We start from the raw sequence: 25,674 nt of genomic DNA on the forward strand, positions 1-25,674 counted from the left end.
GCGACAAGAGCCCGGGAGATGCCGCACTGGTGGAGATGTCACCCCTGTTGCAGCCACCGATGGCCACCGAGCCCGCTCCCGAGGCGGTCGCCGACGCCTGGTCCGCGCCGGGCCGACCTGTGGCCGGTGGGGTGCCGCAGGTGGCGAACCCGTGACCCCACATGGCCGCCAGGGCGGACAGAGCCGCCCCCACCCCGCAGGCCACGGCCCACCGCACGGCCGGGTCCGCCATCACGGAGCGCAGCAACGCCCCACAGACCCAGGTGCCACTGGCGAACGCGGCCACCGTCGCCACGGCCGCGACCGCCCATCTGCCCAACGACCCCATAAGCCCCCCGCGATCACTCTCGGCTCTTCCACCATGCCACTAAGGGCCCGAACTCGTACCCCTTTCGATGATGCTTGTCCGGCCAGCCGTTGGGGCGGCGCGGCCAGGCGCAGCAGTCCGTGCCCAGCCCCGCCAGCAGCCTGTCCGGACAACACAACTAGGACGGCCTCTCTCCCAGTAGTTCGGAGAAGGCATCTGAGGCAAGTACCGACTTCCCGTACGTACCTCACGAGTATTCGTGGGGTGTAGGCATGTAGGTGCCGGTGAGAACTGTGTCACCGGCACTCCATGTAAGGCGCCCTCCACGCACATCTCCCGCTGGCTACTTGCTTGGCTGCCAGCAGCGACCCTCAAGACCGCGTTCGAGACCGGAAGCTCTCCGCCCGGACGCCTCGTCAGCGGTTCTCGTTGTTCTCGGGGATGATGGACTGGGCTGTGGTCAACGAGATCATCGGTCGGAATCCCTGCAAGAGGGTCAAAGGCGCTGGCAGTCGTGCCAAGGAGATTCTCGAGCACAAGAGCAAGGCTCGACGGCTGACGACGCGGGAAGTCCTCGCCATGCTCGGCGCTTCCCCTCCTCGCTACCGCGCGATGCTTTGGCTGATGGCCGGGTGTGGACTGCGGCTCGGTGAGGCCATGGCTGTCTCACGCGGCCAGATCGACTTCAAGGGCGAGACGCTTCGGGTGGACTTCCAGATCACCGAGGACGGCGAGACCGAGTCGGGCAAGAACAGCGCCCTTCAGCGTCGGCACATCAAGGCTCGGGACGAGGAGGAGCCGGGGCGTGTCATCCCCCTGCCGCCCAACGTCGCCTTCGAGCTGCGGCGGCACATCCAGAATCACGGCGTTTGGGGACCAGAGCGGCTCCTCTTTCCCCACGTGACGCGGACCGGGTTCCTGTACGCGTCGTACTTCTACCCGAAGACTTGGACAATCGCGCTGGACAAGGGCGGAGTGACCTACTGCAAGGCGCACTCGCTCCGGCACTACTACGGGTCCCGGCTCCTGTACGCCGGGGTCCCCGAGAACGACGTAGCCGACTGGATGGGCCACAGCAGCACGGACGTGCTCAGGGAGCACTACCACTACATCTTCGAAGGCGCCGAGCAGCGCGGTCGGGGCAGCCATCGCAACCATGCTGACTCCCGGCGCGGACGACCCCACAGAGGCGGAGGCGGAGGCGGAGGCGCCAGAAGTCGCCAAGATCCACACACGACACAGCCCCCGGCATCACGCCGGGGGCTGTGCTGTTTATGCTGGTCAGCAGCCGTTCTCAGGCCCTCAGCTCCCCAGGATTTCCCCAGCATGACGCCCGCGAACGGCCTTGATGGGGCCGCAACGGGCGGAAAGCCGAGTGCGCTCCTGTAGAGCCGGGAAACCGGCTCTGACCTGCGAAAACCCTGCTACGGCAGGTTCCTCGCCATGACGATGCGCTGCACCTGGTTCGTGCCTTCATAAATCTGCGTGATCTTGGCGTCGCGCATCATGCGCTCGACCGGGTAGTCACGGGTGTAGCCGTAGCCGCCGAGCAGCTGGACGGCGTCCGTGGTGATCTCCATGGCGGCGTCGGAGGCGTAGCACTTGGCCGCCGCGCCGAAGAAGGTCAGGTCGCCGTCGACGCGCTCGGACTTGGCCGCCGCCGCGTAGGTGAGCTGGCGGGCCGCCTCCAGCTTCATGGCCATGTCGGCGAGCATGAACTGGACGCCCTGGAAGTCGGCGATGGGCTTGCCGAACTGCTTGCGCTCCTGGACGTAGCCCTTGGCGTAGTCGAGGGCGCCCTGCGCGATGCCGAGGGCCTGGGCCGCGATGGTGATGCGGGTGTGGTCCAGGGTCTTCATCGCGGTGGCGAAGCCGGTGCCCTCCGCGCCGATCATGCGGTCGGCGGGGATGCGGACGTTGTCGAGGTAGACCTCGCGGGTCGGGGAGCCCTTGATGCCGAGCTTCTTCTCCGGGGCGCCGAAGGAGACACCCTCGTCGGACCTCTCGACCACGAAGGCGCTGATGCCCTTGGAGCGCTTCTCGGGGTCCGTGACCGCCATGACGGTGTAGTACTCGCTCACACCGGCGTTGGTGATCCAGCGCTTCACGCCGTTGAGGATGTAGTGGTCGCCGTCGCGGACCGCCTTGGTCTTCATGCCGGCGGCGTCGGAGCCGGCGTCCGGCTCGGAGAGGCAGTACGAGAACATCGCGTCGCCCTTGGCGAGCGGGCCCAGGTACTTCTTCTTCAGGTCCTCGCCGCCGGAGAGGATCACCGGGAGGGAGCCCAGCTTGTTCACGGCCGGGATCAGGGAGGAGGACGCGCAGACCCTCGCCACCTCTTCGATGACGATGACCGTCGCCAGCGCGTCGGCACCGGCACCGCCGTAGGTCTCGGGTACGTGCACCGCGTGCAGGTCCGAGGAGACCAGGGCGTCCAGCGCCTCCTGCGGGAAGCGCGCCTCCTCGTCCACAGCGGCGGCGTACGGCGCGATCTTGGCCTCGGCGAGCGAGCGGACGGTGTCCCGGAGCATGTCGTGCTCCTCGGACGGGCGGTACAGATCGAAGTCAGGCACGGTGCTTGTCTCCCTTTGGCGCCATCTGTCACTCACTCCCCTGAGCTGTGCTAACTACCGTTAAGTAACTCTAATTTTAGTGTGCACCCACCGGTCCGGCATATGTGAGGATCAAGTGAGCTTGCTGACAGCGGCGGGGGCGCCCGATCCATGCCCTCCGGACGGCCCGACTATGCTCAGCCTCGCATTCCCGGCCCGTACAGCACTGGAGCAGCACACATGGCCCTGAAGATCACCGTGATCGGCACCGGATACCTCGGCGCCACCCACGCAGCGGCCATGGCGGAGCTCGGCTTCGAGGTGCTCGGCCTCGATGTCGTACCCGAGAAGATCGAGATGCTCTCCGAGGGGCGCGTCCCGATGTACGAGCCGGGTCTGGAGGAGCTGCTGGGCAAGCACGTCGCCGGGCTCGACGGCTCCACCGGGCGGCTGCGGTTCACGACCTCCTGGGAGGAGGTCGGCGCGTTCGGCGACGTCCACTTCGTCTGTGTGAACACGCCGCAGAAGCACGGCGAGTACGGCTGCGACATGAGCTTCGTCGACGCCGCGTTCGGCGCGCTCGCCCCGCACCTGAAGAAGCCCGCGCTGGTCGTCGGCAAGTCGACCGTGCCGGTCGGCAGCGCGGAGCGGCTCTCCCGGCTGCTCGCCGACCAGGCCCCCGCGGGCTCGGACGTGGAGCTGGCCTGGAACCCCGAGTTCCTGCGCGAGGGCTTCGCCGTGCGGGACACGCTGCATCCGGACCGGATCGTCGTCGGCGTCGAGAGCGAGCGGGCCGAGAAGCTGCTGCGCGAGGTGTACGAGGTGCCGGTCGGCGAGGGCTCGCCGTTCGTCGTGACGGACTTCCCGACCGCCGAGCTGGTGAAGACCGCCGCGAACTCCTTCCTCGCCACGAAGATCTCCTTCATCAACGCGATGGCCGAGGTGTGCGAGGCGGCCGGCGGCGATGTCGCGAAGCTCGCGGAGGCCATCGGCCACGACGACCGGATCGGCGCCAAGTTCCTGCGCGCCGGAATCGGCTTCGGCGGCGGCTGCCTGCCCAAGGACATCCGGGCGTTCATGGCCCGGGCCGGGGAGCTGGGCGCGGACCAGGCGCTCACCTTCCTCCGCGAGATCGACTCCATCAACATGCGCCGCCGCGGCCAGATGGTCGGCATGGCCCGCGAGGCCCTCGGCGACGGCACGTTCCTCGGCAAGCGGGTCGCGGTGCTCGGCGCCGCCTTCAAGCCCGACTCGGACGACGTCCGCGACTCGCCGGCCCTGAACGTCGCCGGACAGATCCACCTCCAGGGCGGCCAGGTCACCGTGTACGACCCGAAGGGCATGGACAACGCCCGCCGCCTCTTCCCGACCCTCGGCTACGCCGACAGCGCCCTGGAGGCCGTGCGCGGCGCGGACGTGGTGCTGCACCTCACCGAGTGGCGGGAGTTCCGGGAGGTCGACCCGGAGAAGCTGGGCGAGGTCGTGAACGACCGCGTCATCCTGGACGGCCGCAACGCCCTGGACGCGGACCTCTGGCGCTCGGCGGGCTGGACGTTCCGCGCGATGGGGCGCCCTCGCGCGTAGCACCGCCCCCGTGCACGTACCGCGGGCCCCCGGCGTGCATCGCCGGGGGCCCGCGGTATGTCGTCGGTGCAGCGTCAGCCGTCCAGGGAGGCGAGTGTCGCCGTCGAAGGGCCCCGGCGGGACGACGCCTCGCGGGCCACCGCCTCCGCGTCGCGCAGTACGCGGACCGCGTTCCGCCAGGTCACCTTGGCCACGTCGGTGTGGGCCCAGCCCCGGGACAGCAGCTCCGCGACGAGGTTCGGGTAGCCCGCCACGTCGTCCAGCCCGGCGGGCGTGAACGCCGTGCCGTCGAAGTCCCCGCCGATGCCGATGTGGTCGACGCCGGCGGCCTCGCGCATATGGTCCAGGTGGTCGGCGACCGTCGCGGCCGTGGCGACCGGGCGCGGATTCGCCTCCTCGAACGCCGCGTGCAGACGCATGGCCTCCGGCGTGGTGTCCAGGTGGTGGAAGCCGTGCGCCCGCAGGTTCTCGTCCGCCCTGGCCGTCCACTCCACCGCGGCGGGCAGGATGAACTTCGGGACGAACGTGGCCATGGCGACGCCGCCGTTGGCGGGGAGCCGCTCCAGGACGTCGTCCGGGATGTTGCGGGGGTGGTCGCAGACCGCCCGCGAGGACGAGTGCGAGAAGATCACCGGGGCTTCGGTGGTCTCCAGTGCGTCCCGCATCGTCGTCGCCGCGACGTGCGAGAGATCCACGAGCATGCCCAGACGGTTCATCTCCCGGACGACCTCGCGGCCGAACGCCGACAGGCCGCCGACACCGGGCTCGTCCGTCGCCGAGTCGGCCCACGCGATGTTGTCGTTGTGCGTGAGCGTCATATAGCGCACGCCGAGCGCGTACAGGGCGCGCAGGGTGGCGAGGGAGTCGTTGATGGAGTGGCCGCCCTCGGCGCCCTTCAGGGACGCGATACGGCCTTCGGCGCGGGCCGTCTCCATGTCGTCGGCCGTCAGGGCGGGGGCCAGGTCCGCCGCGTGCCGGGCCAGCAGCCGGTCCACGCAGTCGATCTGCTCCAGCGTGGCGCTGACCGCGTCGTCACCGGCCATGTCGCTGCGTACGTACACCGACCAGAACTGGGCGCCGACGCCGCCCGCGCGGAGCCGGGGCAGGTCGGTGTGGAGGTGGCCGGTCTGGTCGGCGGCGATGTCGAGGCGGTCCAGGTCGTAGCCGGCCTTCACGCGCAGCGCCCAGGGCAGGTCGTTGTGGCCGTCGGCGACGGGGAACTCGGCGAGGAGGTCCAGGGCCTCGCCGAGTCTCCCCACGCCGGGGCCGGGCTCGCCGCTCACCTGGCGAAGCCGAAGGACGTCGATCCCTCGACCTTCGCGCGCAGCCGCTTGCCCTTCTCCGTGGCCTGGTCGTTCAGCTCCTGCTGGAAGTCCTTCATACGGGCCAGCAGGTCGGCGTCGTGTGCGGCGAGCATCCGGGCCGCCAGCAGACCGGCGTTGCGGGCGCCGGCCACGGACACGGTCGCGACCGGGACGCCGGCGGGCATCTGCACGATGGAGAGCAGCGAGTCCATGCCGTCGAGGTACTTCAGCGGGACCGGGACGCCGATGACCGGCAGCGGGGTGACCGATGCGAGCATGCCCGGCAGGTGCGCGGCGCCGCCCGCACCCGCGACGATCGCCTTCAGCCCGCGGCCGGCGGCCTCCTCGCCGTACGCCACCATCTCGTGCGGCATCCGGTGCGCGGAGACGACATCGACCTCGTACGGGATCTCGAACTCGTCGAGGGCCTGCGCGGCGGCCTCCATGACCGGCCAGTCGGAGTCCGAGCCCATGACGATGCCCACGAGGGGGCCGGGTGCGCTACTCAACGATCGTTCCTCGCAGATAGCCGGCGGCGTGGCGGGCGCGCTCCAGCACGTCGTCCAGGTCGTCGCCGTAGGTGTTGACGTGGCCCACCTTGCGGCCGGGCTTCACGTCCTTGCCGTACATGTGGATCTTGAGCTGCGGGTCGCGGGCCATGCAGTGCAGATACGCCTGGTACATGTCCGGGTAGTCGCCGCCGAGGACGTTCGCCATGACCGTCCACTTCGCGCGCGGGCGGGGGTCGCCCAGCGGGAGGTCGAGCACGGCCCGGACGTGGTTGGCGAACTGGGAGGTGATCGCGCCGTCCTGTGTCCAGTGGCCGGAATTGTGCGGGCGCATCGCCAGCTCGTTGACGAGGATCCGCCCGTCGCGGGTCTCGAACAGCTCGACGGCGAGGTGGCCTATGACGCCCAGCTCCCGGGCGATCCGCAGCGCGAGCTGCTGGGCCTCCAGGGCGCGGTCCTCCGGGAGGCCGGGCGCCGGGGCGATCACGGTGTCGCACACGCCGTCGACCTGCCGCGACTCCACGACCGGGTACGCCACGGCCTGGCCGTGCGGGGAGCGGACGACGTTCGCCGCCAGCTCCCGTACGAAGTCGACCTTCTCCTCGGCGAGGACCGGCACGCCGGCCAGGAACGGGTCGCGGGCCTCGTCCTCGGACCGTACGAACCACACGCCCTTGCCGTCGTAGCCGCCGCGCACCGTCTTGAGGATGACGGGGAAGCCGCCCGCGCGTCGCGCACCACTCTCGTCCGAGGGCCCTTCGTGCCCGTCCCTCTCGATCTCGGCGGCGAACGCGGCCACGTCGGCCGGGTCGGCCACGATGCGGTGGCGCGGGCAGGGCACGCCGATCGCGTCGAGCCTCGCGCGCATCACGCCCTTGTCCTGGGCGTGCACCAACGCGTCGGGCCCCGGGCGGACGGGGATGCCGTCCGCCTCCAGGGCCCTCAGGTGCTCGGTCGGGACGTGCTCGTGATCGAAGGTGATCACGTCGCAGCCCCGCGCGAAGTCACGCAGCGTGTCCAGGTCGCGGTAGTCGCCGATGACGACATCGCTCACGACCTGGGCCGCGGAGTCCTGGGGAGTGTCACTGAGGAGCTTGAATCTGATGCCGAGGGGGATGCCCGCCTCGTGGGTCATACGGGCGAGCTGACCGCCACCGACCATGCCGACTACCGGGAACGTCACTCTCCTAGGGTATCCGCCGCCCGTCGGAGCCCCGCACGGTGCCCGCGCAAGAGGATTCTCGGCTTCTTCTCGTCCTTCTCGCCCGCGCGTGTCATCCGGGTGATGGTTAGCATGGCCGGGTTGACGCGTGTGACCGGCGGACGGGACTGAAACGATCATTATGAGTGAACAGAGCGCCCTCCGGGTGCGACTGGCACAGCTCGTCCGGGAGATAGCCAAATTCGGCCTCGTCGGCGGATTCGGCCTGCTGGTGAACATGGCGGCCTTCAATCTGCTGCGGCAGACCACGGACCTGCCGGTGGTGCGGGCGAGTCTCCTGGCCACGGTCATCGCGATCGCCTGCAACTACGTGGGTTTCCGCTATTTCACCTACCGGGACCGGGACAAGACCCGGCGGACCCGGGAGGCGACGCTGTTCTTCGCGTTCAGCCTGGCCGGCATGGTGATCGAGAACGGAATCCTGTACACGACGACGTACGGGTTCGGCTGGGACAGCCCGCTGCAGAACAACTTCTTCAAGTTCTTCGGGATCGGTATCGGGACACTGTTCCGGTTCTGGTCGTACCGCACCTGGGTCTTCCGGGCGATTCCCGCCGTACCCGAGGCCGTGCCGACGGGGGCGGCGGCGTCCGCGAGGATGCTGGAGCAGCGGAGGACCGAGGACGCCCCGGCCCCGGTGGGCCCCGCCCGCTGACCCGCCCGTTGACCCGCCCACTGCCCCCGCTGACCCGCGCCGGCCTCAGCGGACGAGCCGTGAGGACGAGCCGTCGTCACGGCTCCCCACCTCGCGGCTCAGGAACAGCGAGAACACCGGCGGCTTCAGCTGTGCCAGCTCCAGCCGGCCGCCGTCCGCCTCGGCGAGGTCGCGGGCCACGGCCAGGCCGATGCCCGTCGAGTTTCGGCCGCTGATGGTCCGCTCGAAGATCCGCGCCCCGAGTTCGGCGGGGACGCCGGGCCCCTCGTCGGTGACCTCGATGACGGCCTGGTTGCCGGTGACGCGGGTGCGCAGGGCGACCGTGCCGCGGCCGTGCATCAGCGAGTTCTCGATCAGCGCGGCCAGCACCTGGGCGACCGCGCCCGGGGTGCCGACGGCCCGCATGCCGGTCTTGCCGGACCGTACGATCGCCCGGCCCGCGCTGCGGTAGGCCGGCCGCCACTCCTCGACCTGCTGCTTGACGACCTCGTCGAGGTCGAAGGCGACGGCGGAGCCCGTGCGCGGGTCGCGGGAGTTCGTGAGCAGCCGCTGCACGACGTCGGTGAGCCGCTCCACCTGCGCGAGGGCGATCGTCGCCTCCTCCTTCACCGTCGTCAGGTCGTCGGTGCCGGAGATCTCCTCCAGCCGCATGGAGAGCGCGGTCAGCGGTGTGCGGAGCTGGTGGGAGGCGTCGGCGGCGAGCCTCCGCTCGGCGGTGAGCATCCGCCCGATCCGCTCGGCGGACGCGTCCAGGACGTCCGCGACCCGGTCCAGCTCGGGCACGCCGTACCGGCGGTGGCGGGGCCGGGGGTCGCCGGAGCCGAGCCGTTCGGCGGTCTCGGCGAGGTCGGTGAGCGGGGTCGCCAGCCGGTTCCCCTGCCGTACGGCGAGGAGGACGGCGGCCACGACGGCGAGGAGTGCGACGGCGCCGATGATCAGCAGCGTACGGCCGACCTCGCGGGTCACGGAGGAGCGGGACTCCTCGACGGTGACCTTCTCGCCGCGCTCCCCCACGGCCGTGCCCCGGATGACGCTGCCCTCGGGGCGGGCGCCCACCTCGATGGGGGCCTGGCCGGGGATCTCGATACGGGCGTACCGCTCGGCGCCGCTGTGGTCGGAGAGGATGCCCGGATTGACGGGCTCGCCGCCGATCAGCCGGCTGTCGACGATGCTGGCGAGCCGGACCGCCTCGGAGTCGACGCTCTCCTGGGCGCTGCTGCTGATGGTGCGGGTCTCGACGATGACGAGGGAGACCCCGAAGACGGCGATGACGACCAGCACCACGGCGAGTGTGGAGTTGATCAGACGGCGGCGCACGGAGGTCTCGCCTCAGCTCTTCTCGAAGCGGAAGCCGACACCGCGGACGGTGGCGATGTAGCGGGGGTTCGCCGCGTCGTCGCCGAGCTTCTTGCGGAGCCAGGAGATGTGCATGTCGAGGGTCTTGGTGGACGACCACCACGTGGTGTCCCAGACCTCACGCATCAGCTGGTCCCGGGTGACGACCCGGCCGGCGTCCCGGACGAGGACACGCAGCAGGTCGAACTCCTTCGCGGTGAGCTGGAGCTCCTCGTCGCCCATCCAGGCGCGGTGGGACTCGACGTCGATGCGCACGCCGTGCGTGGCGGGCTGCGGTGCGGGCTCGGCGGCGCCGCGGCGCAGCAGGGCCCGCACCCGGGCGAGCAGTTCGGCGAGCCGGAACGGCTTGGTGACGTAGTCGTCCGCGCCCGCGTCGAGCCCGACCACGGTGTCGACCTCGTCGGCGCGGGCGGTCAGTACGAGGATCGGCACCGCGTGCCCCTCGGACCGCAGCCGCCGGGCGACCTCCAGGCCGTCCATGCCGGGCAGGCCCAGGTCGAGCACGACCAGGTCGACGCCGCCCTTCAGTCCCGTGTCGAGCGCGCTGGGTCCGTCCTCCCGGACCTCCACCTCGTACCCCTCGCGCCGCAGCGCGCGGGCCAGCGGTTCCGAGATGGATGAGTCGTCCTCGGCGAGCAGTACACGCGTCATGGAGTGATGGTAGTCCGCACCGTGTGGGCGTCGTGAGGAGATCACGTCAAGATCATCAACCATCCGGGCGTGAGGGAGGCCATCCTGGCAGTGACCTTGAAATGTGCGCTTACGGTTCCGCCTTGACCTGTGATTCACCTCTCAAGCCCCTTCCATATGACGGAGTGTCATGGCGTATGGTGGCAAGACGCTTGTAGCAGGCAATCAGGGACCTTTGACGGAATCACTCGTTGACACGTCAGAGGTCTCTTTTCTGCGCGGCTGAGGAATGACGTGTCGGAGCGGGCGCGGATCGCTCACGAGGCGGCGCGCGTCCCGAACGAACAAGGATCGACCATGGCGTCCAGCCTGACGAAGGACTCGCCCGGCAACCCCCCTGGCAGCGAGAAGACCTTCTTCGGCCACCCCCGCGGTATGGCCACGCTCTTCATGACCGAGATGTGGGAGCGTTTCTCCTGGTACGGAATGCGCGCCATTCTCGTGCTGTACCTGGTGGCCGGCGTTCTCGACGGCCCGCTGGAGGACAGGGAGGCGCTCGCCGCCTCGATCTACGGTGTGTACAACGCCGTCGTCTACATGGCCGCCATGCCCGGCGGCTGGATCGCCGACCGCCTGTGGGGTGCCCGCAAGGCCGTCCTCGTCGGCGGCATCGTCATCGCCCTGGGCCACTACACGCTGGCCGTCCCGAGCGACATCGCGTTCTTCATCGGCCTCGGCCTCATCGCCCTCGGTACGGGCCTGCTGAAGCCGAACATCTCCGCGATGGTCGGTGGTCTCTACGAGGGCCGGCCGGGCGCCCGCCGCGACGCCGGCTTCACGCTCTTCTACATGGCGATCAACCTCGGCGCCATGGTCGCGCCGCTGCTCGTCGGCTACCTCGGCGAGCACATCAGCTGGCACCTCGGCTTCGGTGTCGCCGGTGTCGGTATGACGCTGGCCGTCGTCCAGTACGTGCTGGGCGGCCGCCACCTCGGTGACGTCGGCAAGGAGCCCGGCACCCCGGCCACGCCGGAGGAGAGGCGCGCCGTGCTGCGCAAGGCCGGCCTGTGGGCGGGCGTCGCCGTCGCCGCGCTGCTGGCTGACGTCGTGCTCGGTACGTTCGACGTCGAGCACATCGTCAACGTGCTGGCGATCATGGGTCTCGTGGTGCCGGTCGTCTACTTCGTGGCGATCTTCCGGAACCCGGCGCTGAAGAGCGAGGACCGCCCGAAGATCAAGGCGTTCGTCTGGTTCTTCACCACCGCCGTGCTGTTCTGGCTCATCTACGACCAGTCCGGCTCGCTGCTGACGCTTTTCGCCGACAACAAGACGGACCGCGTCATCGGCGGCTGGGAGTTCCCGGCCTCCTGGTACCAGTCCGTCAACCCGGCCATGGTCATCGTCCTGGCGCCGATCTTCGCCACGGTCTGGGTGAGGCTGGCCCAGCGGAACCGCGAGCCGAGCACCCCGATGAAGTTCGCCCTGGCGATGCTGCTCATCGGCGGCTCGTTCGCCATCATGGGCCTGGCGGGCGCCGCGGCGGCCAACAGCGAGACCGGCAGGGTCACCGTCTTCTGGCTGCTGAGCGTCTACCTGGTCCAGACCCTCGGTGAGATGTGTCTGTCCCCGGTGGGCCTGTCGCTCTCCACGAAGCTGGCGCCGAAGGTGTTCGTCGGCCAGATCATGGGCCTTTGGTTCCTCGCCTCGGCGACGGGCAACGCACTGAACGGCTGGGTGACCAAGCTGAACGGGGTGCTGGGCGACTCGGTCTACTACACGATGTGGGCCGTCATCGCCGGGACGGCGGGGCTGTCCTTCATGCTCGCCGGGAAGAGGATCCGCGCGTTGATGGGCAATGTGAAGTAGGTCTTCCGCCCGCCGCGGCGGGAGCGACGGTGAACGGGTCGGCACGGAGTCTTCCGTGCCGACCCGTTCGCGTGCGGTCAGCGCCTCAGCAGCCGCCAGGGCGTGAAGGTGAACACCGCGCCGCCCAGCAGGACCGCGGTCCCGGCGACGAGGGCGAGGGCGCGGAGGGCGTCGCCGTCCTCGGAGCCGGTGGCGGCGAGGCCGCCGGGGGTGCCACCGCCGGCGCCGGTGGTGCCTGTCGTGCCCGTCGTGCCGGTGGTGCCGGTCGCACCGGTGGTGCCGGTGGTCGTACCTCCTGTGCTGGTGCCGCCGGATGTGCCGCCCGGCTGGGCGGAGGTGTCGAGCTCCAGGGACACCGCCGCCTCGCCCCGGACCTCGCACGGGATGGTGATCTCCTGGCCGCCGAGGGTGACGTCGATGGTGAGCGTGCCGGGGCTGAGCGTCGACTTACCGGTCGCCCCCGGCTTGTACGTACCCGTCATGTCGGGCAGGTCGACCGGCTTGCCCTGCTCCAAGGGGTCCTTGTTGGCCGGGCCCGTGACGGTGACGGTGCCCTTGTCGGCGCCGCCGACGGTGACCGCCATGGACGGCTTGAGCGCCCCGGCCGGGAGGGCGGCGGGGCTGTTCATGACACCCTTGGCGGTACGGACGGTGAGGCCGAAGGCGCCGCCGCTCTTCTCGGCGTCGATGGTGACCTTGGTGTCGATGCTCGTCGGGCCGGGCGACTCGCAGGCGAAGGTCACGGCGACCTCCTTGCCGGGGAAGTCGCTTCCGCCGCCGTCGCCGCCGCCGGAGGTGGTTCCGCCGGAGGTGGTTCCGCCGGAGGTGGTTCCGCCGGTGGTGGTTCCGCCGGAGGTGGTTCCGCCGCTCGTCGTCGTGCCTCCGGATGTGGTTCCGCCGCTCGTGGTGGTTCCGCCGCTCGTCGTCGTACCGCCGCTGTCCGTGCCTCCGCTCGTGGTCGTACCGCCCGAACTCCCCCCTTCCTCCGTCACCTTGATCGTCGCGCCTGCCGCGACCTCCTCCGTCGGCGTGCACTTGGTGTCCGTCGAGATGGGCCTGGAGACGTTGATGGTGTACGCGCCCGGCGTGAGCGTGATCTCGCCGGCCTGCTCCAGCTTGAGAGTGCCCTTCATGTCGGGCAGGACCATGGGGCTGTTCTTGGGGATCGGCGGGTTCTGCCGAGGGCCCTCCACGGCCAGCTCACCGGTTGCCGCGCCGCCCAGCGTGATGGTGCCGCTCGGTTTGACGGTGTCCTTCGCCAGGTCGAGCACGTCGGGGTTCTTGGACGCGGCCGCGACCGTCTTCCAGACCACCTCGACCTCGTCCCCGACCTTCGCCTCGGCCGGTGCGGTGATCTCCACCTTCGTGGTGCCCTGCACCGGCGGCAGACCGGAGATGGGCGGGGGCACGCACTTGGTCGCGTACGCCACCTCCGCCGCGCCGGCCGGGGCCGCGGTCAGCAGGATGCCCGCGCCGCCGAGCATCAGCGCGACGCCGGCCGCGCTCATTCGCCGTTGGGTGTTCACGGCTGTCCCTTCGTCGTCGTTGCGTTCTCTGACGGTGCGGAGTCGGGGGTGAACCAGGGCATCGGGCCCCGCTGTCCGGGCGCGGCGGTGGCCGGACGCCGGGGCCGTACGCGGTTCACGGCGGCCATACCGGCCCGGTACAGCGCGGTCGGTACGACGACGGCCAGCAGGACCCAGAAGAGCGTCACGCCCCAGGGCCGGCGCACGCGCCAGGGGTGCTCGGCCAGGACTGTGCCGCCATACCGTACGGACACCTGGTAGTCGCCGTGGGCGCCCGCCGGAAGCTGTACGGGCAGCTCCACCTCGGCCCGGCCGCCCGGCGGGACGGTGCCGCGCCACTGGCGCTCCTCCCACTGGGGTGCGTAGACGCCGTGCGCGGTGCCCACCTCGAAGACGGGGTCCTTGAGGGGTGCCGACCCGGTGTTGCCGACGGCGAGCACGATCCGCCGCGAGGGCGGTGCGCCGAACCGCACGAGGAGCCCGTCGGCCCCGTCGAGCCGTGCCGTGTCGAGCACGGCGAGCCGCCCGTCGCCCACCCCGTCGGGCAGGGGCTCGACCGGGTGGCCTGTGACGCGCAGCGCGGCGTCGGCCGTGGCGGCCTCGCCGGTCACCGTCGCCACATGCACGGCACATGGGCAGGGGCCGGGCGGCGCGACGACCGGCAGCTTCTTGCCGAAGGTGCCCTGAGGGTCGGTCGTGACGGCGCGCCCCTGGGCGTTGGCACAGGCGTTGGTCCCGCCGACGAGGCCCCGCCCTGGCGCGGCCCGGCCGCAGAGCAGCACCATGACCAGCGTCCGGCTCGGCCAGCCGGTCCCGGTGACGGTGAGCTCACCGCCCTTCGCCGCCTCCGTACGGGAGAGCGTCACGCTGGGCCCGTCGGCGGCGGCCCCGGTCGCCGCCGACACGGGCAGCAGCACGAGCAGACACCCCACCAGGGCGGCCACCAAGGCGCGCGTACCGCCCGTCCACCGCTCGGGCGTCCGCCGGCCGCCGCCGCCGTCGCCGCCGGCGCGGACACACCGCCGAGGCCGCAGAAGCCCGGGGCGCCACCGGTGGCCGCGGCCCCGACCACGCGGGAAACCCGCCGCCGAGACGAGGCCCGTGACGCGGTTCGTCCGACGTCGGAGCCCACTGCTCGTCACGAACGCCACGGATGAGAGCGGGCGGGGCGTCGCCATGGACCTGGCGGCGCTCACCGGGGCGCTTCCCTGTCTTGTCGGCGGCGGCGTAGTGCCGTGCCCGCGGCAGCCGCCACCGCTGCCGTGGCGAGCGTGCCCGTCGTCCAGACCGCCGCCACCGCGCCCGGGGGTGTGTACGTCGCCTCGGCCCGAGCCCGGCGGGTGCCGGCCGCCGTGGCGGTCACGTGGACGGTCACCCGGTCCAGCCCGGGGCGGTCGTCGGATGGCCAGGGTGTGATGACGGGGCGACGGGCGGCCGGGGGGAGGGCGCGGCCCGTGGAGTGTTCGGGGCGGTGCAGGAGCGTGGTGCCCCGGGTGCCCTTCGCATGGAGCGTGACGTGGGCGTCGAGGGGCGTGTTGCCGCGGTTGACGAGGGTGTAGTGGATGGCGTCCGAGTCGATCCGGAGGTTCTCGACCGTCAGTGCCGGCAGGCGCGGGCCCGTGACGCGGAGGCGCAGCGGGACCGTGGCCTCGCGGGCGCGGGGCGGTGCCGTGGTGGCGGTGAGCGTGCCGGTGTGGTCGCCGGGCGGGGTGGTGGTCGGGACGGTGACGGTGAACGGGACGTCGGCGCGGGTGCGGGGCGGCACCGTGACGCGGTCCGTCGCGAACCGGACCCAGCCCGCCCAGGCCGCGCCCGTACCCGAGTCTCTACCCGCATCCGCGCCCGAGCCCGCGCCAGCGCCCGTACCCGCGCCAGCGTCCGCGTCCGCGCCCAGCCGCAGCGTCAGCGGGCGGTCGCCGCGGTTGGTCAGGGACAGCGCGTCTTCCAGGACCGTGCCCGGTGGCCCCTCCAGGTACAGCGACGGTCTCCCGCCGCCCGAGGCCGGTGTCACCGTCCAGTCCGGCCCACCCCCCTCGGTGGCAGTCGCGGCAGTCGCGGCCGGGGCGTACAGCGACAGCAGCACGCAGGCCATGAGCGCGGGCACCGGTGCGCGGCGCACGGGTCTACGTCCCGGCCGGCCGGCGGGTCAGCCACAGCACCCCGCCCACCCCGGCCAGCAGCACCGTCCCCCCGAGCGTGCCCAGCGCCACCGCCGCGTCCACCGGCCCGGTCCTGGGCAGCTCCGCCGGGCCGCCGCCGCCCGCCGCCGTCACGTCCAGTTCCAGCGACGGCTTCGGGGCGTTCTTCGGGGTGCATGTGGTGGTCGTACCGAGGGCCTTGATGGTCAGCACCCCGGCCGTGAAGGTCACCTTGCCGCTCTTCCGCGGGGTGTACGTACCCGACAAGTCGCCGATCCTGATGGGCGTGTCGGCGGGGACTGCCTCGGCGTTGGCCGGCCCGGACACCTTGACCGTGCCCTGTTCGGCGCCGCCGAGCCGGATGACGGCGCTCGGGTTCATCGCCCCCTTGCCGAGCTCGACCGGGCTGGACGAGACGCCCTTGCGGAACGACATGGTGAGCCGGTACCCCGTGCCGCTGCGCACGCTCGTGATGTCGATCGGCGATACGGCGCCCTTCGGCCCGATCGGCGTCCGGCACGCGTAGTCGACGTCCACGACGGCGGCGTGCGCGGCGGTCGAGCCGGTGAGGACCGTGGCGGCCGCGCCCGCCACTGTCAGGGTCGTGAGGAGCGCGGTCCGCTTCCGGTACGGCATGTGGGGATCACCTCATGGCGGTACGCCGGTCTTCTGACGGCACATCAGATTGGCGTCAAGGTACGCCCGAGCCCCTCGGGAGGGAAGACAGAAGGCGCGGCTCGCGCCTCCCCCGTGGGAGCGGGGGACGTTTATAGTTCACCGACCCGGTCAGGCAGGGGGGCCTGCCCAGCAGCGAGGGGGAGGCAGCGATGCCGGACACCGTTCAGTCGGTCGACGGGAGAGACGAGGACACGCGCGGAGAGGCGAGCGGAGAGGCGAGCGGCGAAGAGGGCGGGGCAGGCTCGCGGACCCGCCCCCGCAGACCCACCCGCCGAAGGGGCCAGCGGGCCGTCGGCATCGGATGCGCCGTCGTCCTCCTCGGCACGGCGGCCGCGGGCTGGTGGGCGTACCGCGGCCTGGACGGGAACATCAAGGCGGTGGACATCGGCCGCGCCCTCGGCGACGACCGCCCGCAGAAGGCTCCCGGCGCGCTCCGCGCGACGAACCTGCTGGTCCTGGGCTCCGACTCCCGCGCCGGTGCCAACGCGGCGCTCGACGGCGGCGACGTCGGCGGTGCGCGGTCCGACACGGCGCTGATGGTGCACGTGTCCGCGGACCGGACGAAGGCGGTCGCGGTCAGCATCCCCCGTGACACCCTCGTCGACCGTCCCTCCTGCACGACGCCGGACGGCCGGGAGACCGGGCCCGCCACCCGCGTGATGTTCAACTCCGTCTACTCCACGGCCGGCTCCGCCTGTGTCGTGAAGACGGTCGAGAAGATGTCCGGCGTACGCGTCGACCACCTCCTGGAGGTCGACTTCGCCGGCTTCAAGGAGCTCGTCGACGAGCTGGGCGGGGTGACCGTCGACGTCCGCGAGCCCATCCGCGACACCAAGGGCGGCTTCACCCTGGAACCCGGCACGCACCGGCTGAACGGCACCGAGTCGCTGAAGTTCGTCCGCACCCGGTACGGCTACCGCGACGGCAGCGACCTGGGACGGATAGGGCTGCAGCAGCAGTTCCTTACGGCGCTGCTCCGCGAGGTCCGGCGACAGGACCTGCTCGGCAGCCCGGCCAAGTCGTACCGGATCGCCTCGTCCCTGACCAAGTCGCTGACCACCGACTCCGAACTGGCCTCGCTCACCGCGCTCGTCGACTTCGGCCGCAGTATGCGCGGAATCGATCCTGCGGGCATGGACACGATCATGCTGCCGGTCGTGTACGACCGGGCGGACCCCAACCGTGTAGTGCCGTCGGAGCCCCAGGCCGGTGAGCTGTGGCGGGCGATCCGCGAGGACACCCCCGTACCCGCGTCGGCCAGGAAGTCCCCGGCGACCGCGGGCTGACCGCCTGCCATCATGAACGCTCGTGCGTGTGACCGACGCTGGGGGTACCGATGGTGGCGGAGATGTCGTTCGGAGAGTCGCTGGGGCGGCTGAGGGGGGCTCAGAAGACGGCGAAGGGGGTGTCGCTGTACTCGCGGTACGTCAACCGGCCCGCGGGCCGCGTTCTCGCGGCGGGGTCGTATTCGGCCGGGCTCACACCCAACCAAGTGACCCTCGTCAGCGCGGTCTTCAGCTTCAGCGGGGTGGCGGCCCTCGCGCTGGTACCACCTTCCTGGTGGACCGGGGCGCTGGTGTGGCTGGCGCTGGCCGTCGGGTTCGCGTTCGACTCCGCCGACGGACAGCTGGCGCGGCTGCGCGGCGGCGGGAGCCCGGCGGGCGAGTGGCTGGACCATGTGGTCGACTGCGCGAAGATCACCGCTCTCCACACCGCCGTGCTGATCGCCTTCGAGCGTCACGCCGGGCACTTCGGCACGGAGTCCCGCGCGTGGCTGCTGCTGCCCCTGGCCTTCCTGTTCGCCGCCGTCGTCACGTTCTTCGGCGGTGTTCTCACCGAACAGCTCAAGCCGAAGGCCGCCCCGGGCAGCGCGCCCGCCGCCCCGTCGGCCCTGCGGGCGGTGGCGCTGCTGCCGGTGGACCACGGCGTGTTCTGCCTGGTCTTCCTGCTGCTCGGCGGTGGGCCGCTGTTCCTGTGGGGGTACGGGCTGCTGGGCGCCGCCGCCCTGCTCTATCTGCCGCTGTTCCTCGCCAAGTGGTTCCGCGAGGTCAGCCGCCCTCAGGCGCGGTAGGCAGCTGCTGCGTCCGCTCCGTCAGGGCGTCGAGCGCCCGGCGCAGCTGGGTGCTCGACGTGTGCACCGTGTACGGGAAGTAGACGATGTCGACGCCGACGGAGGCGAAGTCCCGCTCCAGCCGGTCGCCCCTGGGGGTGCCGCGCCAGTCGTCGCCCTTGAACAGGACGTCGAAGCGGACCTGTTGCCAGGTCTCCAGCTTGTCGGGAACGGTCTCGACGAAGGCCGCGTCCACATACTTGACGTTGCGGACGATCTCCAGCCGCTCGATGAGCGGGATCACCGGCCGGTGGCCCTTGGCCAGCTCCGCCATCTCGTCCGACACCACACCGGCGACCAGGTAGTCGCAGTGCTGCCGGGCATGGCGAAGGATGTTCAAGTGACCTATGTGGAAAAGGTCGTAGGCCCCCGGCGCGTATCCCACCCGGTATGGCTTGCGCTCGGACATGACTCGCTTGCCCCCCTCTGAAACGGTCCGCCCCCGTGCGTACCGGCTGACAGTACCGTGCACACTTCGCGTGGGACAGGTGAACGATTAGGGTGCACGAGCGATCGTTCGTCACGAGGGGGACAATTCGATGGGGGACGCGGCACAGATGGATGAGGGCGGCACAGGACGGCGACGGCGGCTGCTGCTGGTGTCCACGAACTACGCTCCCGAGCACACCGGAATAGGTCCGTACGCCACTCAGATCGCCGAACACTGGGCGGCGTCGGGCCACGAGACCCATGTGCTGGCGGGCATGCCGCACTACCCGGCGTGGTCGGTGGACCCGGCGTACCGGGGCGTCTGGCGGCGGACGGAACTCCGCGCGGGGGTGACCGTGCACCGCAGGCGGCACACCGTCCCCCGCCGGCAGACGGCGGTGCGGCGCGCGCTGTTCGAGGGCTCGGTCCTCGCCCACCAGCTCGCGGCCCCGCCGCGGATCGGCCGCCCGGACGCCGTGGTGGCCCAACTGCCCAGCCTCGCCGGTGGCGTGGCGGGGGCCCGGCTCGCGGCGCGCTGGCGGGTGCCCTACATACCTGTGGTCCAGGACCTGATGGGCGCCGCGGCCGCGCAGAGCGGCATCGAGGGCGGGGACCGCGCGGCGGCGGTGGCGGCACGCGTCGAGTCGTACGTGCTGCGGCGGGCCACGCTCGTCGGCGTCATCCATGACACGTTCACGGCCCGCGTCACCGCCCTCGGCGTGCCGCCGGAGCGGATCCGCACCGTGCCGAACTGGTCGCATGTGACGGCCCCCGAGCGGCCACGGGCGGAGACCAGACGGCGCCTCGGCTGGGCGCCCTCGGACACCGTCGTCCTGCACTCCGGGAACATGGGCCTCAAGCAGGGGCTGGAGGTGCTGGTGGCGACGGCCCGCCTCGACTCCGCGGTGCGGGTGGTGCTGATGGGTGACGGCAACCAGCGCCGGACCCTGGAACAGCTCGCCGACGGCGTCCCCAACCTCGAGTTCCTGCCGCCGGTCGACGACGGCGACTTCCCGGACGTGCTGGCCGCCGCCGACGTGCTGGCCGTGACCCAGCGGGCGTCGGTGCTCGACATGAGCGTGCCGTCCAAGCTGACGTCGTACTTCGCCGCCGGGCGGCCGGTCGTCGCCTCGGTGGCGGACGGCGGGGGCACCGCCCATGAGGTGCGGCGCTCGGGTGCGGGCGTGCTGGTGCCGCCGGAGGACCCCGAGGCTCTGCTGGCGGCCGTACGCGGGCTGGCGGCGGACCCGGAGGCGGCCCGGGAACTGGGGGCGGCCGGCCCCCGTCATGTCGAGGCGCACCTGAGCCGGGCGGCGGGACTGGCCCGCTACGACGCCCTCCTCGACGAGGTGCTGTCGGCGGCGGAGCGCGAGGCGACGGGAGGGACGGACAGGTGACACACGCACACGGCGGACCGGCGGCGGCGGTGCCCGCGACGATCGCGGAGGACGAGCCGGATCTGCTCCGGGACCAGTTCCGGCAGCTGCTGCGCTATCCCCGGCTCATCGCCGGCGGTGTGCTGCTGGGGCTCCTCGGCGGTGCCTGGCTCGGCTACAGCACGTCCGACACATATGTGGCCACCAGTGACGTGGTGCTGCGCGTCCCGACCGAGGACCCGTTCAATCCGAGCATCGCGGTCGAGAAGACCCTCGACATGAACACGGAACGGCAGGCCGCCACGAGCCACCGGACCGCCGAACGCGCCTCCGGCACACTCCGTTTCGACGGCGACCCGGCGGATCTGGTGTCGGGACTGCAGGTCACCAACCCGCCGAAGTCGCAGGTCCTCCGGTTCAGTTACACCCACGCCGACCCCGAGGTGTCGGCGCGGCGCGCCAACGCGCTGGTGGCGGCGTACCTCTCGGATCGCAGGGCGCAGACGGAGAACACCCGCGACACCATGATCAAGGGGCTGCAGGCCCAGCTCGACCCGATCGCCAAGCAGCACGACGAGCTCGCCTCGAAGCTCGACGACAGGTCCGGGGCCGACGCCGAGTCCGACTACGCCGTCAAGGCCAACCTGCTCAACCGCATCACCGAGCTCAGCAACCGGATCAGCAAGCTCAAGGCGCTCGACATGACGCCCGGCAAGGTGATCAGGACCGCGACGCCGCCCGCCTCGTCCGACGGCCCCGGCTGGGCCCTGTCCCTGGGGCTCGGCGGCGCCGTCGGTGTCGCGCTGGGGCTGCTCCTCGCCTGGGTGCGGCTGGTGTTCGACCCGGCGGCCCGCTCGGAGGGCGACGTGGCGCGTGCGCTGCGCGCGCCCGTCCTCGGGTCCCTGCCCCGTACGCACGACACCGGTCCCCTGCTCACCGAGGACCGCGAGGACTCCCCACTGGCCGAGGAGTACCGGTCGATCGCCTACCGGCTCGCCTACGACCAGCGCTTCGCCGACCGGCGGCGACTGCTCGTGGCCGCGCCGCGCGGTTCCAGCCGTACGGCGGCGGCCGTGGCCGTCAACCTGGCCGCCTCGTTCGCCGAGACCGGCAAGCGGGTGCTGATCGTCGAGGCCGAGCTGCGCAGGCCGTCGCTGGAGAAGCACGTGCGGGCCCGCGAGATCAGCAGCCCGTCCTGGACGTACGAGGGTGAGGCGGACGGCTGGCCGAGCGGGCGGCGGCTCACCGTGGACGCGGGCGAGTCGGGGAGCTTCGAGCTGGTGCCCGGCACGCGCGTCCGCAACGTGGCGCGCGCACTGACCTCGCCGGAGATGTCCCGGCTGGTGGAGGAGGCCGACGACCCGCAGGTGACGGTCATCGTGCTGACCCCTCCGGTCTTCGCGTACGCCGACGCACTCGCGCTGGTGGACCGGGTCGACGGCGTGCTCGTGGTGTGCGACCCACGGGGTGTGCACCGCTCCCAGCTGGCCCGCCTGCGGGACCTGATCACCGGCGCGGGCGGGACCGTGCTCGGCACCGTCATGCACCGCGGCCAGCGGGGCAGGGGCGGGCGAGCGGGCAAGAGGCGAGCGGGCAAGAACGGCGCGCCCGGACGGCGGAACGGGGCGGCGCGGGTGCCCGCGGGTGCGGAGGCCGGTGGGCGGCGCGGTGCCGACGGCGACGACGGCGGAGGCCCGGTCCGCGACGACGGCGGCCGGTACGACGGCGGCCGGTACGGCGACGGCCGGTACGGCGACGGCGACGGCCGGGAGGGACGCCCGGACGGCCGGGACGACGACCGGGCCGGTGGGGCGGCGCTCGGCGACGGGACGTCCACGATGGCGCTGCGGGCCGTCGTACCCCCCGACCGCTCGTGACCGGCACGGGCGGCATGCTGCGCGGACGTACCGCCGCCCTCGTCTCGGTGCTCGACCAGGGCGCCGCCGGGCTGACCAACATCCTGGTGCTCGTGCTGGCGGCGCGGCTGTCGACGGCGTCCGGGTTCGCGGAGTTCTCCATGGTGTACCTGGTGTTCACCGTGACCCTCGGGCTCTTCATGGCGTACGTGGGACAGGAGCTGGTGCTGGTGCGCGGCGGCGCGGACACCGTCGCCACGGCCTGCCGCTCCGCGCTCGCCTTCACCGGGACGGCGGCGCTCGCCACGGGGGCGGTGCTGGCCGCCTCCGGTGGCGTGGTTCCGCCCGCAGGACGGGCGCTCATGGCGCTCGGCGCGGTCCTGCCCGTCGTCCTGCTCCAGGACGCCGCCCGGTACTGCTTCTCCGTCCTGGGGCGCCCGCACCACGCGCTGTTGGCGGACGGGCTGCGGCTGGTGTCGACCGTGAGCGTGCTGGCCCTCCAGCCCGCCGGGGCGTCCCCCGCCCGGCTGGTGACGGCGTGGGGGCTGGCCGCCCTGCCGGGGCTCGCGGCGGCGGTGCTGCTGCTGCGGCGGCCGCTGGCGGTGGGACGTACGGATCTGCGGCGGTACGGACGCCGGGGTCATCTGGGACAGCGGTTCGTCGTCGAGTTCGCCGTCGGGAACGGTTCCAGTCAGCTGGCGGTGCTGGCACTCGGCCTGCTGGGCAGCCCCCTCGCGGTCGGGGCGCTACGGGGTGCCTCGGCGCTCTTCGGGCCGCTGAACGTCTTCTTCGGCGCGGCCAACGGATTCGGCCCGCCGCTGCTCAACCGGCTCGGCGGCCGGGCCGTGGTGCGGGCGACGCTCCTGCTGGGCGGGGCACTGGCGGTGGCCGGGGCGGCGTGGGGCGGGGTGTGGTGGCTCCTCCCGGACGGCTGGGGCCGCCGGGTGCTGGGCGACACCTGGCCCGCCGTCGCGGCGCTGCTGCCGGCCTCCACCGCGCAGTACACGCTGATGGGTCTTGGGGTGAGCGCCCTGCTCACGCTGCGGGTGCTCAGCCCCCGCGAGACCCTCCCTGTCCAGGTGGTCTTCTCGCTGCTGTCCGTGGCCCTGCTGTCCGCGGGTTACGTCCTGGCGGGCGCCGTGGGCGCGGCATGGGGTCTGGCGGGCGGCTCGGCGGCGAAGGCGCTGGCCGCCTGGGTGCGCGTGGTCCTGGTACGGCGCCGTGCGGCGGCGCCCACCGCTTCCGGCGACGGCGCCCCCGCGCCGGCGCGGCACTGACCGCGCCTCAGTCGAGGAGCGTTCCCCTGTCCCGGCGGTACGTGGCGATCAGCGCGAGACACAGCGCGGCGATCGCCACTCGGCCGGTGGCCTGGAGGAGTGGGCCGCGGACGAGGATGAAGGAGTAGCCCGCGAGCAGCGGGGCGGTGATCAGCAGCAGACTGCCGGGGGGCGAGCCGCGGACGGCGCGGCGGGCGACCCGGCGGTCGACGCGGGCGGCGGCGTACCCGACGGCCGCCATGCCCATGGTCATGCCGACCGGCCCGAAGTCGATCCACAGTTCGGCCCACACCGGCGACGACAGGTTGGTGTTGACGGCGCCCATCCACTCGCCCACCGTCACACCCGTGTCCGAGGGCTTGTCGGGCCAGACCGAGCGCGGTACGGCGAACAGCAGCGAACCGGCCAGCTGGTAGCCGTAGGAGTGTCCCTGCCCGGACTCCACGTAGGTGATCGTGTTGGCGAACATGCCGACCTGGTCGTAGTCCTTGAGCGCCAGCGGCTCCAGGAACGACGTGGTCTCGATCTGCCGGGTGTTGTTCTCGTCGTACCGGAACCGGTCCGCGAACGGGAAGACGAGCAGCGCGACGACCACCCCGACGGTCAGCGACATCCGGTACATGGCTGCACTCACCGGGAACGCCGTGAACAGCAGGGCGAACAGCACCGTGAGGAACCAGTAACGCGGATTGGAGACGGGGTTGTTCACGATGGCGTTCAGGACGAGGAGGGCGCCGAACACCGCCACGACCGACCAGGTGCGGCGGGCCCGCCGCGAGGTGACGAGCCACCGGGTGTAGACGAGCAGTGCGATCAGCGGCGGCACGGTGCCGAAGCCGCGCAGGAACGCCTGTCCCGCCTGGGAGCCGTCGCCGGAGACACCCGCCTCCTCGATACCGGCGATGATCTCCTGACGGCTGCTGAAGAAGACTGCGGGGCCGCCCAGTTTGACGATGAGGAGGCCGCCGCAGGCGAAGGCGGCCACGGCCAGCAGCAGAAGGCGCCCGCGGTGGATCAGCAGCGGCCGCATGGCGGGCCCGGCCCCGGCGGGCCCGCGCTCGCCCGCCCCGGACCCGCCCGTCGGGCGGGGCGCCTCCCCGCGGGTGCGGCGGTGCAGGAGCGGCCGGTAGCGGGCGAGCAGCGCCCCCACGTCGAAGGCGAAGCAGCCGAGGAGCACGAGGGAGACGGCCTGGACGAGGTCTTCCCGGGGGCCCACGACCGGGGTCGGCACCCGGCCGATGACCGCCTGGGCGAGCGGGGCGACGCCCATCGCCATGTAGCAGAACATCCAGAACGTCGCCTGCAGCAGCTTGCGGCGGGTGGTGAGGACCATCGCCGAGAGCCGTACGCCGCAGTACACGGTGAGGACGACCTGCAGCCAGAACGCCGCGTCCCTCGGCCCCTCACCCGGCTGGGAGATCACCACGAGCGGCAGGAAGCACGACAGTCCGAGCACCAGCGGGACGGCCAGCGCCCGGGAGAGCAGGGTGCGCGGCGCGAACGGCGGCGGCAGCTGGACGGCGACGCCGGACTTGCCGGGGCTGCCGGACCTGCCGGGCGTCCCGGACGCAGTCCCGGACGTACGTATGCCGGGCGTGGTGTCGGCCGTCACTCTGAAACCCCCCGTCGCCCCGCTTCCGGGCAGTGTAGCGAGCACGGCGCGATGTGACCTGTGATGTCGGCGTGACGCGGGTTAGCCTGGGGCGCGTTCCGCATTACGGGCACAGGCACAGGGGGGAGTCCGGCGCATGCGCGACCTGTCCGCATTCACGCTGGCCGGGTACGACAAGGGCCGCGGCAGGCTGACGCAGGCGCTGTGGTTCGCCGTGCTCAACCTGGTGTTCATGGCCTGGTGGTGCCCGGCCCGGCTCCGGGTGGCGCTGCTGCGCGCGTTCGGCGCGACGATCGGCGAGAACGTGCTGATACGGCACCGGGTCCGCGTCCTGTGGCCGTGGAAGCTGACGATCGGCGACCACTCCTGGATCGGCGAGGGCGCCTGGCTGCTCAATCTGGAGCCGGTCACGATCGGCGCCCAGGTGTGCGTCTCGCAGGAGGCCCTGCTGTGCACGGGCAGCCACGACCACCGCGCGGCCGACTTCCGTTACCGCAACGCGCCCATCGCGGTGGAGGACGGCGCCTGGATCGCCACCCGCGCAACCGTGCTCGCGGGCACGCGCGTGGGACGCCACGCGGTCGTCGCCGCCGGCGCCGTCCTCCACCGGGACCTCCCCGAACTGACCCTGCACACGGCGGACGGCACGCGCCGCCCGGTCAAGGAGCCGATGTGAGCGCCCCCATG

At 71.9% G+C, this 25,674-nt stretch carries 23 protein-coding genes; 11 read left to right on the forward strand and 12 right to left on the reverse strand.

Features of this window, described 5'->3' with window-relative positions:
* The first annotated feature begins 29 nt into the window (after positions 1–29).
* Positions 30–155: a hypothetical protein gene (locus FVS66_RS35630; protein ID WP_262386730.1), complete on the forward strand. Its 126-nt coding sequence runs from the start codon at positions 30–32 to the stop codon at positions 153–155.
* 608 nt (positions 156–763) lie between these two features.
* On the forward strand, positions 764–1,696 hold the full coding sequence (locus FVS66_RS01275; RefSeq protein ID WP_262386731.1) for a site-specific integrase: 933 nt from the start codon (positions 764–766) through the stop codon (positions 1,694–1,696).
* 35 nt (positions 1,697–1,731) lie between these two features.
* Here FVS66_RS01275 and FVS66_RS01280 read toward each other — a convergent pair whose 3' ends face one another.
* Complete coding sequence (locus tag FVS66_RS01280) at positions 1,732–2,880, reverse strand: acyl-CoA dehydrogenase family protein (protein WP_262386732.1); 1,149 nt, start codon at positions 2,878–2,880, stop codon at positions 1,732–1,734.
* A 219-nt stretch (positions 2,881–3,099) separates the two neighbouring features.
* Between FVS66_RS01280 and FVS66_RS01285 the strand changes: the two genes are divergently transcribed.
* Positions 3,100–4,443, forward strand: coding sequence for a UDP-glucose/GDP-mannose dehydrogenase family protein (locus FVS66_RS01285; protein ID WP_149179079.1), 1,344 nt, complete (start codon positions 3,100–3,102; stop codon positions 4,441–4,443).
* Between the two features lie 74 nt (positions 4,444–4,517).
* On the opposite strand, the gene FVS66_RS01290 is transcribed toward FVS66_RS01285, so the two are convergent.
* The 3 genes from FVS66_RS01290 to FVS66_RS01300 are packed head-to-tail and all read right to left on the reverse strand — an operon-like array spanning position 4,518 to position 7,439.
* A complete protein-coding gene (locus FVS66_RS01290; protein ID WP_149179080.1) occupies positions 4,518–5,726 on the reverse strand; it encodes a dipeptidase in 1,209 nt (402 codons plus the stop codon).
* Entirely contained in the window at positions 5,723–6,220 is a 498-nt protein-coding gene (gene purE / locus FVS66_RS01295) for a 5-(carboxyamino)imidazole ribonucleotide mutase (protein WP_149179121.1), read from the reverse strand. The genes FVS66_RS01290 and purE overlap by 4 nt, the downstream gene beginning before the upstream one ends.
* A 28-nt stretch (positions 6,221–6,248) precedes the next feature.
* Positions 6,249–7,439, reverse strand: a complete 1,191-nt coding sequence (locus tag FVS66_RS01300; protein ID WP_149179081.1) for a 5-(carboxyamino)imidazole ribonucleotide synthase — start codon at positions 7,437–7,439, stop codon at positions 6,249–6,251.
* 160 nt (positions 7,440–7,599) lie between these two features.
* On the opposite strand from FVS66_RS01300, the gene FVS66_RS01305 reads away from it, so the two are divergent.
* Positions 7,600–8,133, forward strand: coding sequence for a GtrA family protein (locus FVS66_RS01305; RefSeq protein WP_149179082.1), 534 nt, complete (start codon positions 7,600–7,602; stop codon positions 8,131–8,133).
* Between the two features lie 45 nt (positions 8,134–8,178).
* On the opposite strand, the gene FVS66_RS01310 is transcribed toward FVS66_RS01305, so the two are convergent.
* Both FVS66_RS01310 and FVS66_RS01315 read right to left on the reverse strand, forming a co-directional pair.
* Positions 8,179–9,450: an ATP-binding protein gene (locus FVS66_RS01310; RefSeq protein WP_149179083.1), complete on the reverse strand. Its 1,272-nt coding sequence runs from the start codon at positions 9,448–9,450 to the stop codon at positions 8,179–8,181.
* A 12-nt stretch (positions 9,451–9,462) separates the two neighbouring features.
* Positions 9,463–10,140 (reverse strand): response regulator transcription factor, encoded by a 678-nt coding sequence (locus FVS66_RS01315; protein WP_187645330.1) that lies wholly within the window; start codon positions 10,138–10,140, stop codon positions 9,463–9,465.
* A 336-nt stretch (positions 10,141–10,476) separates the two neighbouring features.
* Between FVS66_RS01315 and FVS66_RS01320 the strand changes: the two genes are divergently transcribed.
* Positions 10,477–11,985: a peptide MFS transporter gene (locus tag FVS66_RS01320; protein ID WP_149179085.1), complete on the forward strand. Its 1,509-nt coding sequence runs from the start codon at positions 10,477–10,479 to the stop codon at positions 11,983–11,985.
* Positions 11,986–12,062: 77 nt separating this feature from the next.
* Here the strand turns inward: FVS66_RS01320 and FVS66_RS01325 are convergent, their stop codons facing one another.
* The 4 genes from FVS66_RS01325 to FVS66_RS01340 all read right to left on the reverse strand — a co-directional run bounded on the left by FVS66_RS01325 (position 12,063) and on the right by FVS66_RS01340 (position 16,285).
* Complete coding sequence (locus FVS66_RS01325) at positions 12,063–13,493, reverse strand: hypothetical protein (protein WP_149179086.1); 1,431 nt, start codon at positions 13,491–13,493, stop codon at positions 12,063–12,065.
* A gap of 14 nt (positions 13,494–13,507) precedes the next feature.
* Positions 13,508–14,455, reverse strand: a complete 948-nt coding sequence (locus tag FVS66_RS01330; RefSeq protein WP_262386733.1) for a hypothetical protein — start codon at positions 14,453–14,455, stop codon at positions 13,508–13,510.
* Positions 14,456–14,703: 248 nt separating this feature from the next.
* Positions 14,704–15,630 carry a hypothetical protein gene (locus tag FVS66_RS01335; RefSeq protein ID WP_149179088.1) on the reverse strand — a complete coding sequence of 309 codons (927 nt, stop codon included), beginning with the start codon at positions 15,628–15,630 and terminating at the stop codon, positions 14,704–14,706.
* A 4-nt stretch (positions 15,631–15,634) separates the two neighbouring features.
* The gene (locus FVS66_RS01340; protein ID WP_149179089.1) at positions 15,635–16,285 is read right to left on the reverse strand and encodes a peptidase; all 651 of its coding nucleotides are present in this window, start codon (positions 16,283–16,285) and stop codon (positions 15,635–15,637) included.
* A 191-nt stretch (positions 16,286–16,476) separates the two neighbouring features.
* Between FVS66_RS01340 and FVS66_RS01345 the strand changes: the two genes are divergently transcribed.
* Both FVS66_RS01345 and FVS66_RS01350 read left to right on the forward strand, forming a co-directional pair.
* On the forward strand, positions 16,477–17,613 hold the full coding sequence (locus FVS66_RS01345) for an LCP family protein (RefSeq protein ID WP_149179090.1): 1,137 nt from the start codon (positions 16,477–16,479) through the stop codon (positions 17,611–17,613).
* A gap of 62 nt (positions 17,614–17,675) precedes the next feature.
* Positions 17,676–18,398, forward strand: coding sequence for a CDP-alcohol phosphatidyltransferase family protein (locus FVS66_RS01350; RefSeq protein ID WP_149179091.1), 723 nt, complete (start codon positions 17,676–17,678; stop codon positions 18,396–18,398).
* On the opposite strand, the gene FVS66_RS01355 is transcribed toward FVS66_RS01350, so the two are convergent.
* On the reverse strand, positions 18,376–18,846 hold the full coding sequence (locus FVS66_RS01355) for an adenylyltransferase/cytidyltransferase family protein (protein WP_149179092.1): 471 nt from the start codon (positions 18,844–18,846) through the stop codon (positions 18,376–18,378). The two genes, FVS66_RS01350 and FVS66_RS01355, sit on opposite strands and share 23 nt — an antisense overlap.
* A gap of 130 nt (positions 18,847–18,976) precedes the next feature.
* On the opposite strand from FVS66_RS01355, the gene FVS66_RS01360 reads away from it, so the two are divergent.
* Genes FVS66_RS01360 through FVS66_RS01370 form a run of 3 tightly spaced genes read left to right on the forward strand, consistent with a single transcriptional unit; the run spans position 18,977 to position 23,375 of the window.
* Entirely contained in the window at positions 18,977–20,263 is a 1,287-nt protein-coding gene (locus tag FVS66_RS01360; RefSeq protein ID WP_262386734.1) for a glycosyltransferase family 4 protein, read from the forward strand.
* Positions 20,260–22,119 (forward strand): lipopolysaccharide biosynthesis protein, encoded by a 1,860-nt coding sequence (locus tag FVS66_RS01365; protein ID WP_187645331.1) that lies wholly within the window; start codon positions 20,260–20,262, stop codon positions 22,117–22,119. The genes FVS66_RS01360 and FVS66_RS01365 overlap by 4 nt, the downstream gene beginning before the upstream one ends.
* A gap of 17 nt (positions 22,120–22,136) precedes the next feature.
* A complete protein-coding gene (locus FVS66_RS01370) occupies positions 22,137–23,375 on the forward strand; it encodes a hypothetical protein (protein ID WP_149179124.1) in 1,239 nt (412 codons plus the stop codon).
* 7 nt (positions 23,376–23,382) lie between these two features.
* On the opposite strand, the gene FVS66_RS01375 is transcribed toward FVS66_RS01370, so the two are convergent.
* The gene (locus tag FVS66_RS01375; protein ID WP_262386742.1) at positions 23,383–24,888 is read right to left on the reverse strand and encodes a hypothetical protein; all 1,506 of its coding nucleotides are present in this window, start codon (positions 24,886–24,888) and stop codon (positions 23,383–23,385) included.
* Positions 24,889–25,123: 235 nt separating this feature from the next.
* Here FVS66_RS01375 and FVS66_RS01380 point away from each other — a divergent pair, with 235 nt between their 5' ends.
* Positions 25,124–25,663: a WcaF family extracellular polysaccharide biosynthesis acetyltransferase gene (locus FVS66_RS01380; protein ID WP_149179093.1), complete on the forward strand. Its 540-nt coding sequence runs from the start codon at positions 25,124–25,126 to the stop codon at positions 25,661–25,663.
* The last annotated feature ends 11 nt before the right edge of the window (positions 25,664–25,674 follow it).

It is taken from the genome of Streptomyces sp. TRM49041, from assembly GCF_008271805.1.
Lineage (GTDB): Bacteria > Actinomycetota > Actinomycetes > Streptomycetales > Streptomycetaceae > Streptomyces.

Excerpts from the sequence above, each read along its gene's own strand:
- FVS66_RS01285 (WP_149179079.1), top strand. The coding sequence starts at position 3,100 with ATGGCCCTGAAGATCACCGTGATCGGCACCGGATACCTCGGCGCCACC.
- purE (WP_149179121.1), bottom strand. The coding sequence starts at position 6,220 with ATGGGCTCGGACTCCGACTGGCCGGTCATGGAGGCCGCCGCGCAGGCC.
- FVS66_RS01305 (WP_149179082.1), top strand. The coding sequence starts at position 7,600 with ATGAGTGAACAGAGCGCCCTCCGGGTGCGACTGGCACAGCTCGTCCGG.
- FVS66_RS01315 (WP_187645330.1), bottom strand. The coding sequence starts at position 10,140 with ATGACGCGTGTACTGCTCGCCGAGGACGACTCATCCATCTCGGAACCG.
- FVS66_RS01320 (WP_149179085.1), top strand. The coding sequence starts at position 10,477 with ATGGCGTCCAGCCTGACGAAGGACTCGCCCGGCAACCCCCCTGGCAGC.
- FVS66_RS01325 (WP_149179086.1), bottom strand. The coding sequence starts at position 13,493 with ATGAGCGCGGCCGGCGTCGCGCTGATGCTCGGCGGCGCGGGCATCCTG.
- FVS66_RS01340 (WP_149179089.1), bottom strand. The coding sequence starts at position 16,285 with ATGCCGTACCGGAAGCGGACCGCGCTCCTCACGACCCTGACAGTGGCG.
- FVS66_RS01345 (WP_149179090.1), top strand. The coding sequence starts at position 16,477 with ATGCCGGACACCGTTCAGTCGGTCGACGGGAGAGACGAGGACACGCGC.
- FVS66_RS01350 (WP_149179091.1), top strand. The coding sequence starts at position 17,676 with ATGTCGTTCGGAGAGTCGCTGGGGCGGCTGAGGGGGGCTCAGAAGACG.
- FVS66_RS01355 (WP_149179092.1), bottom strand. The coding sequence starts at position 18,846 with ATGTCCGAGCGCAAGCCATACCGGGTGGGATACGCGCCGGGGGCCTAC.
- FVS66_RS01360 (WP_262386734.1), top strand. The coding sequence starts at position 18,977 with ATGGGGGACGCGGCACAGATGGATGAGGGCGGCACAGGACGGCGACGG.
- FVS66_RS01380 (WP_149179093.1), top strand. The coding sequence starts at position 25,124 with ATGCGCGACCTGTCCGCATTCACGCTGGCCGGGTACGACAAGGGCCGC.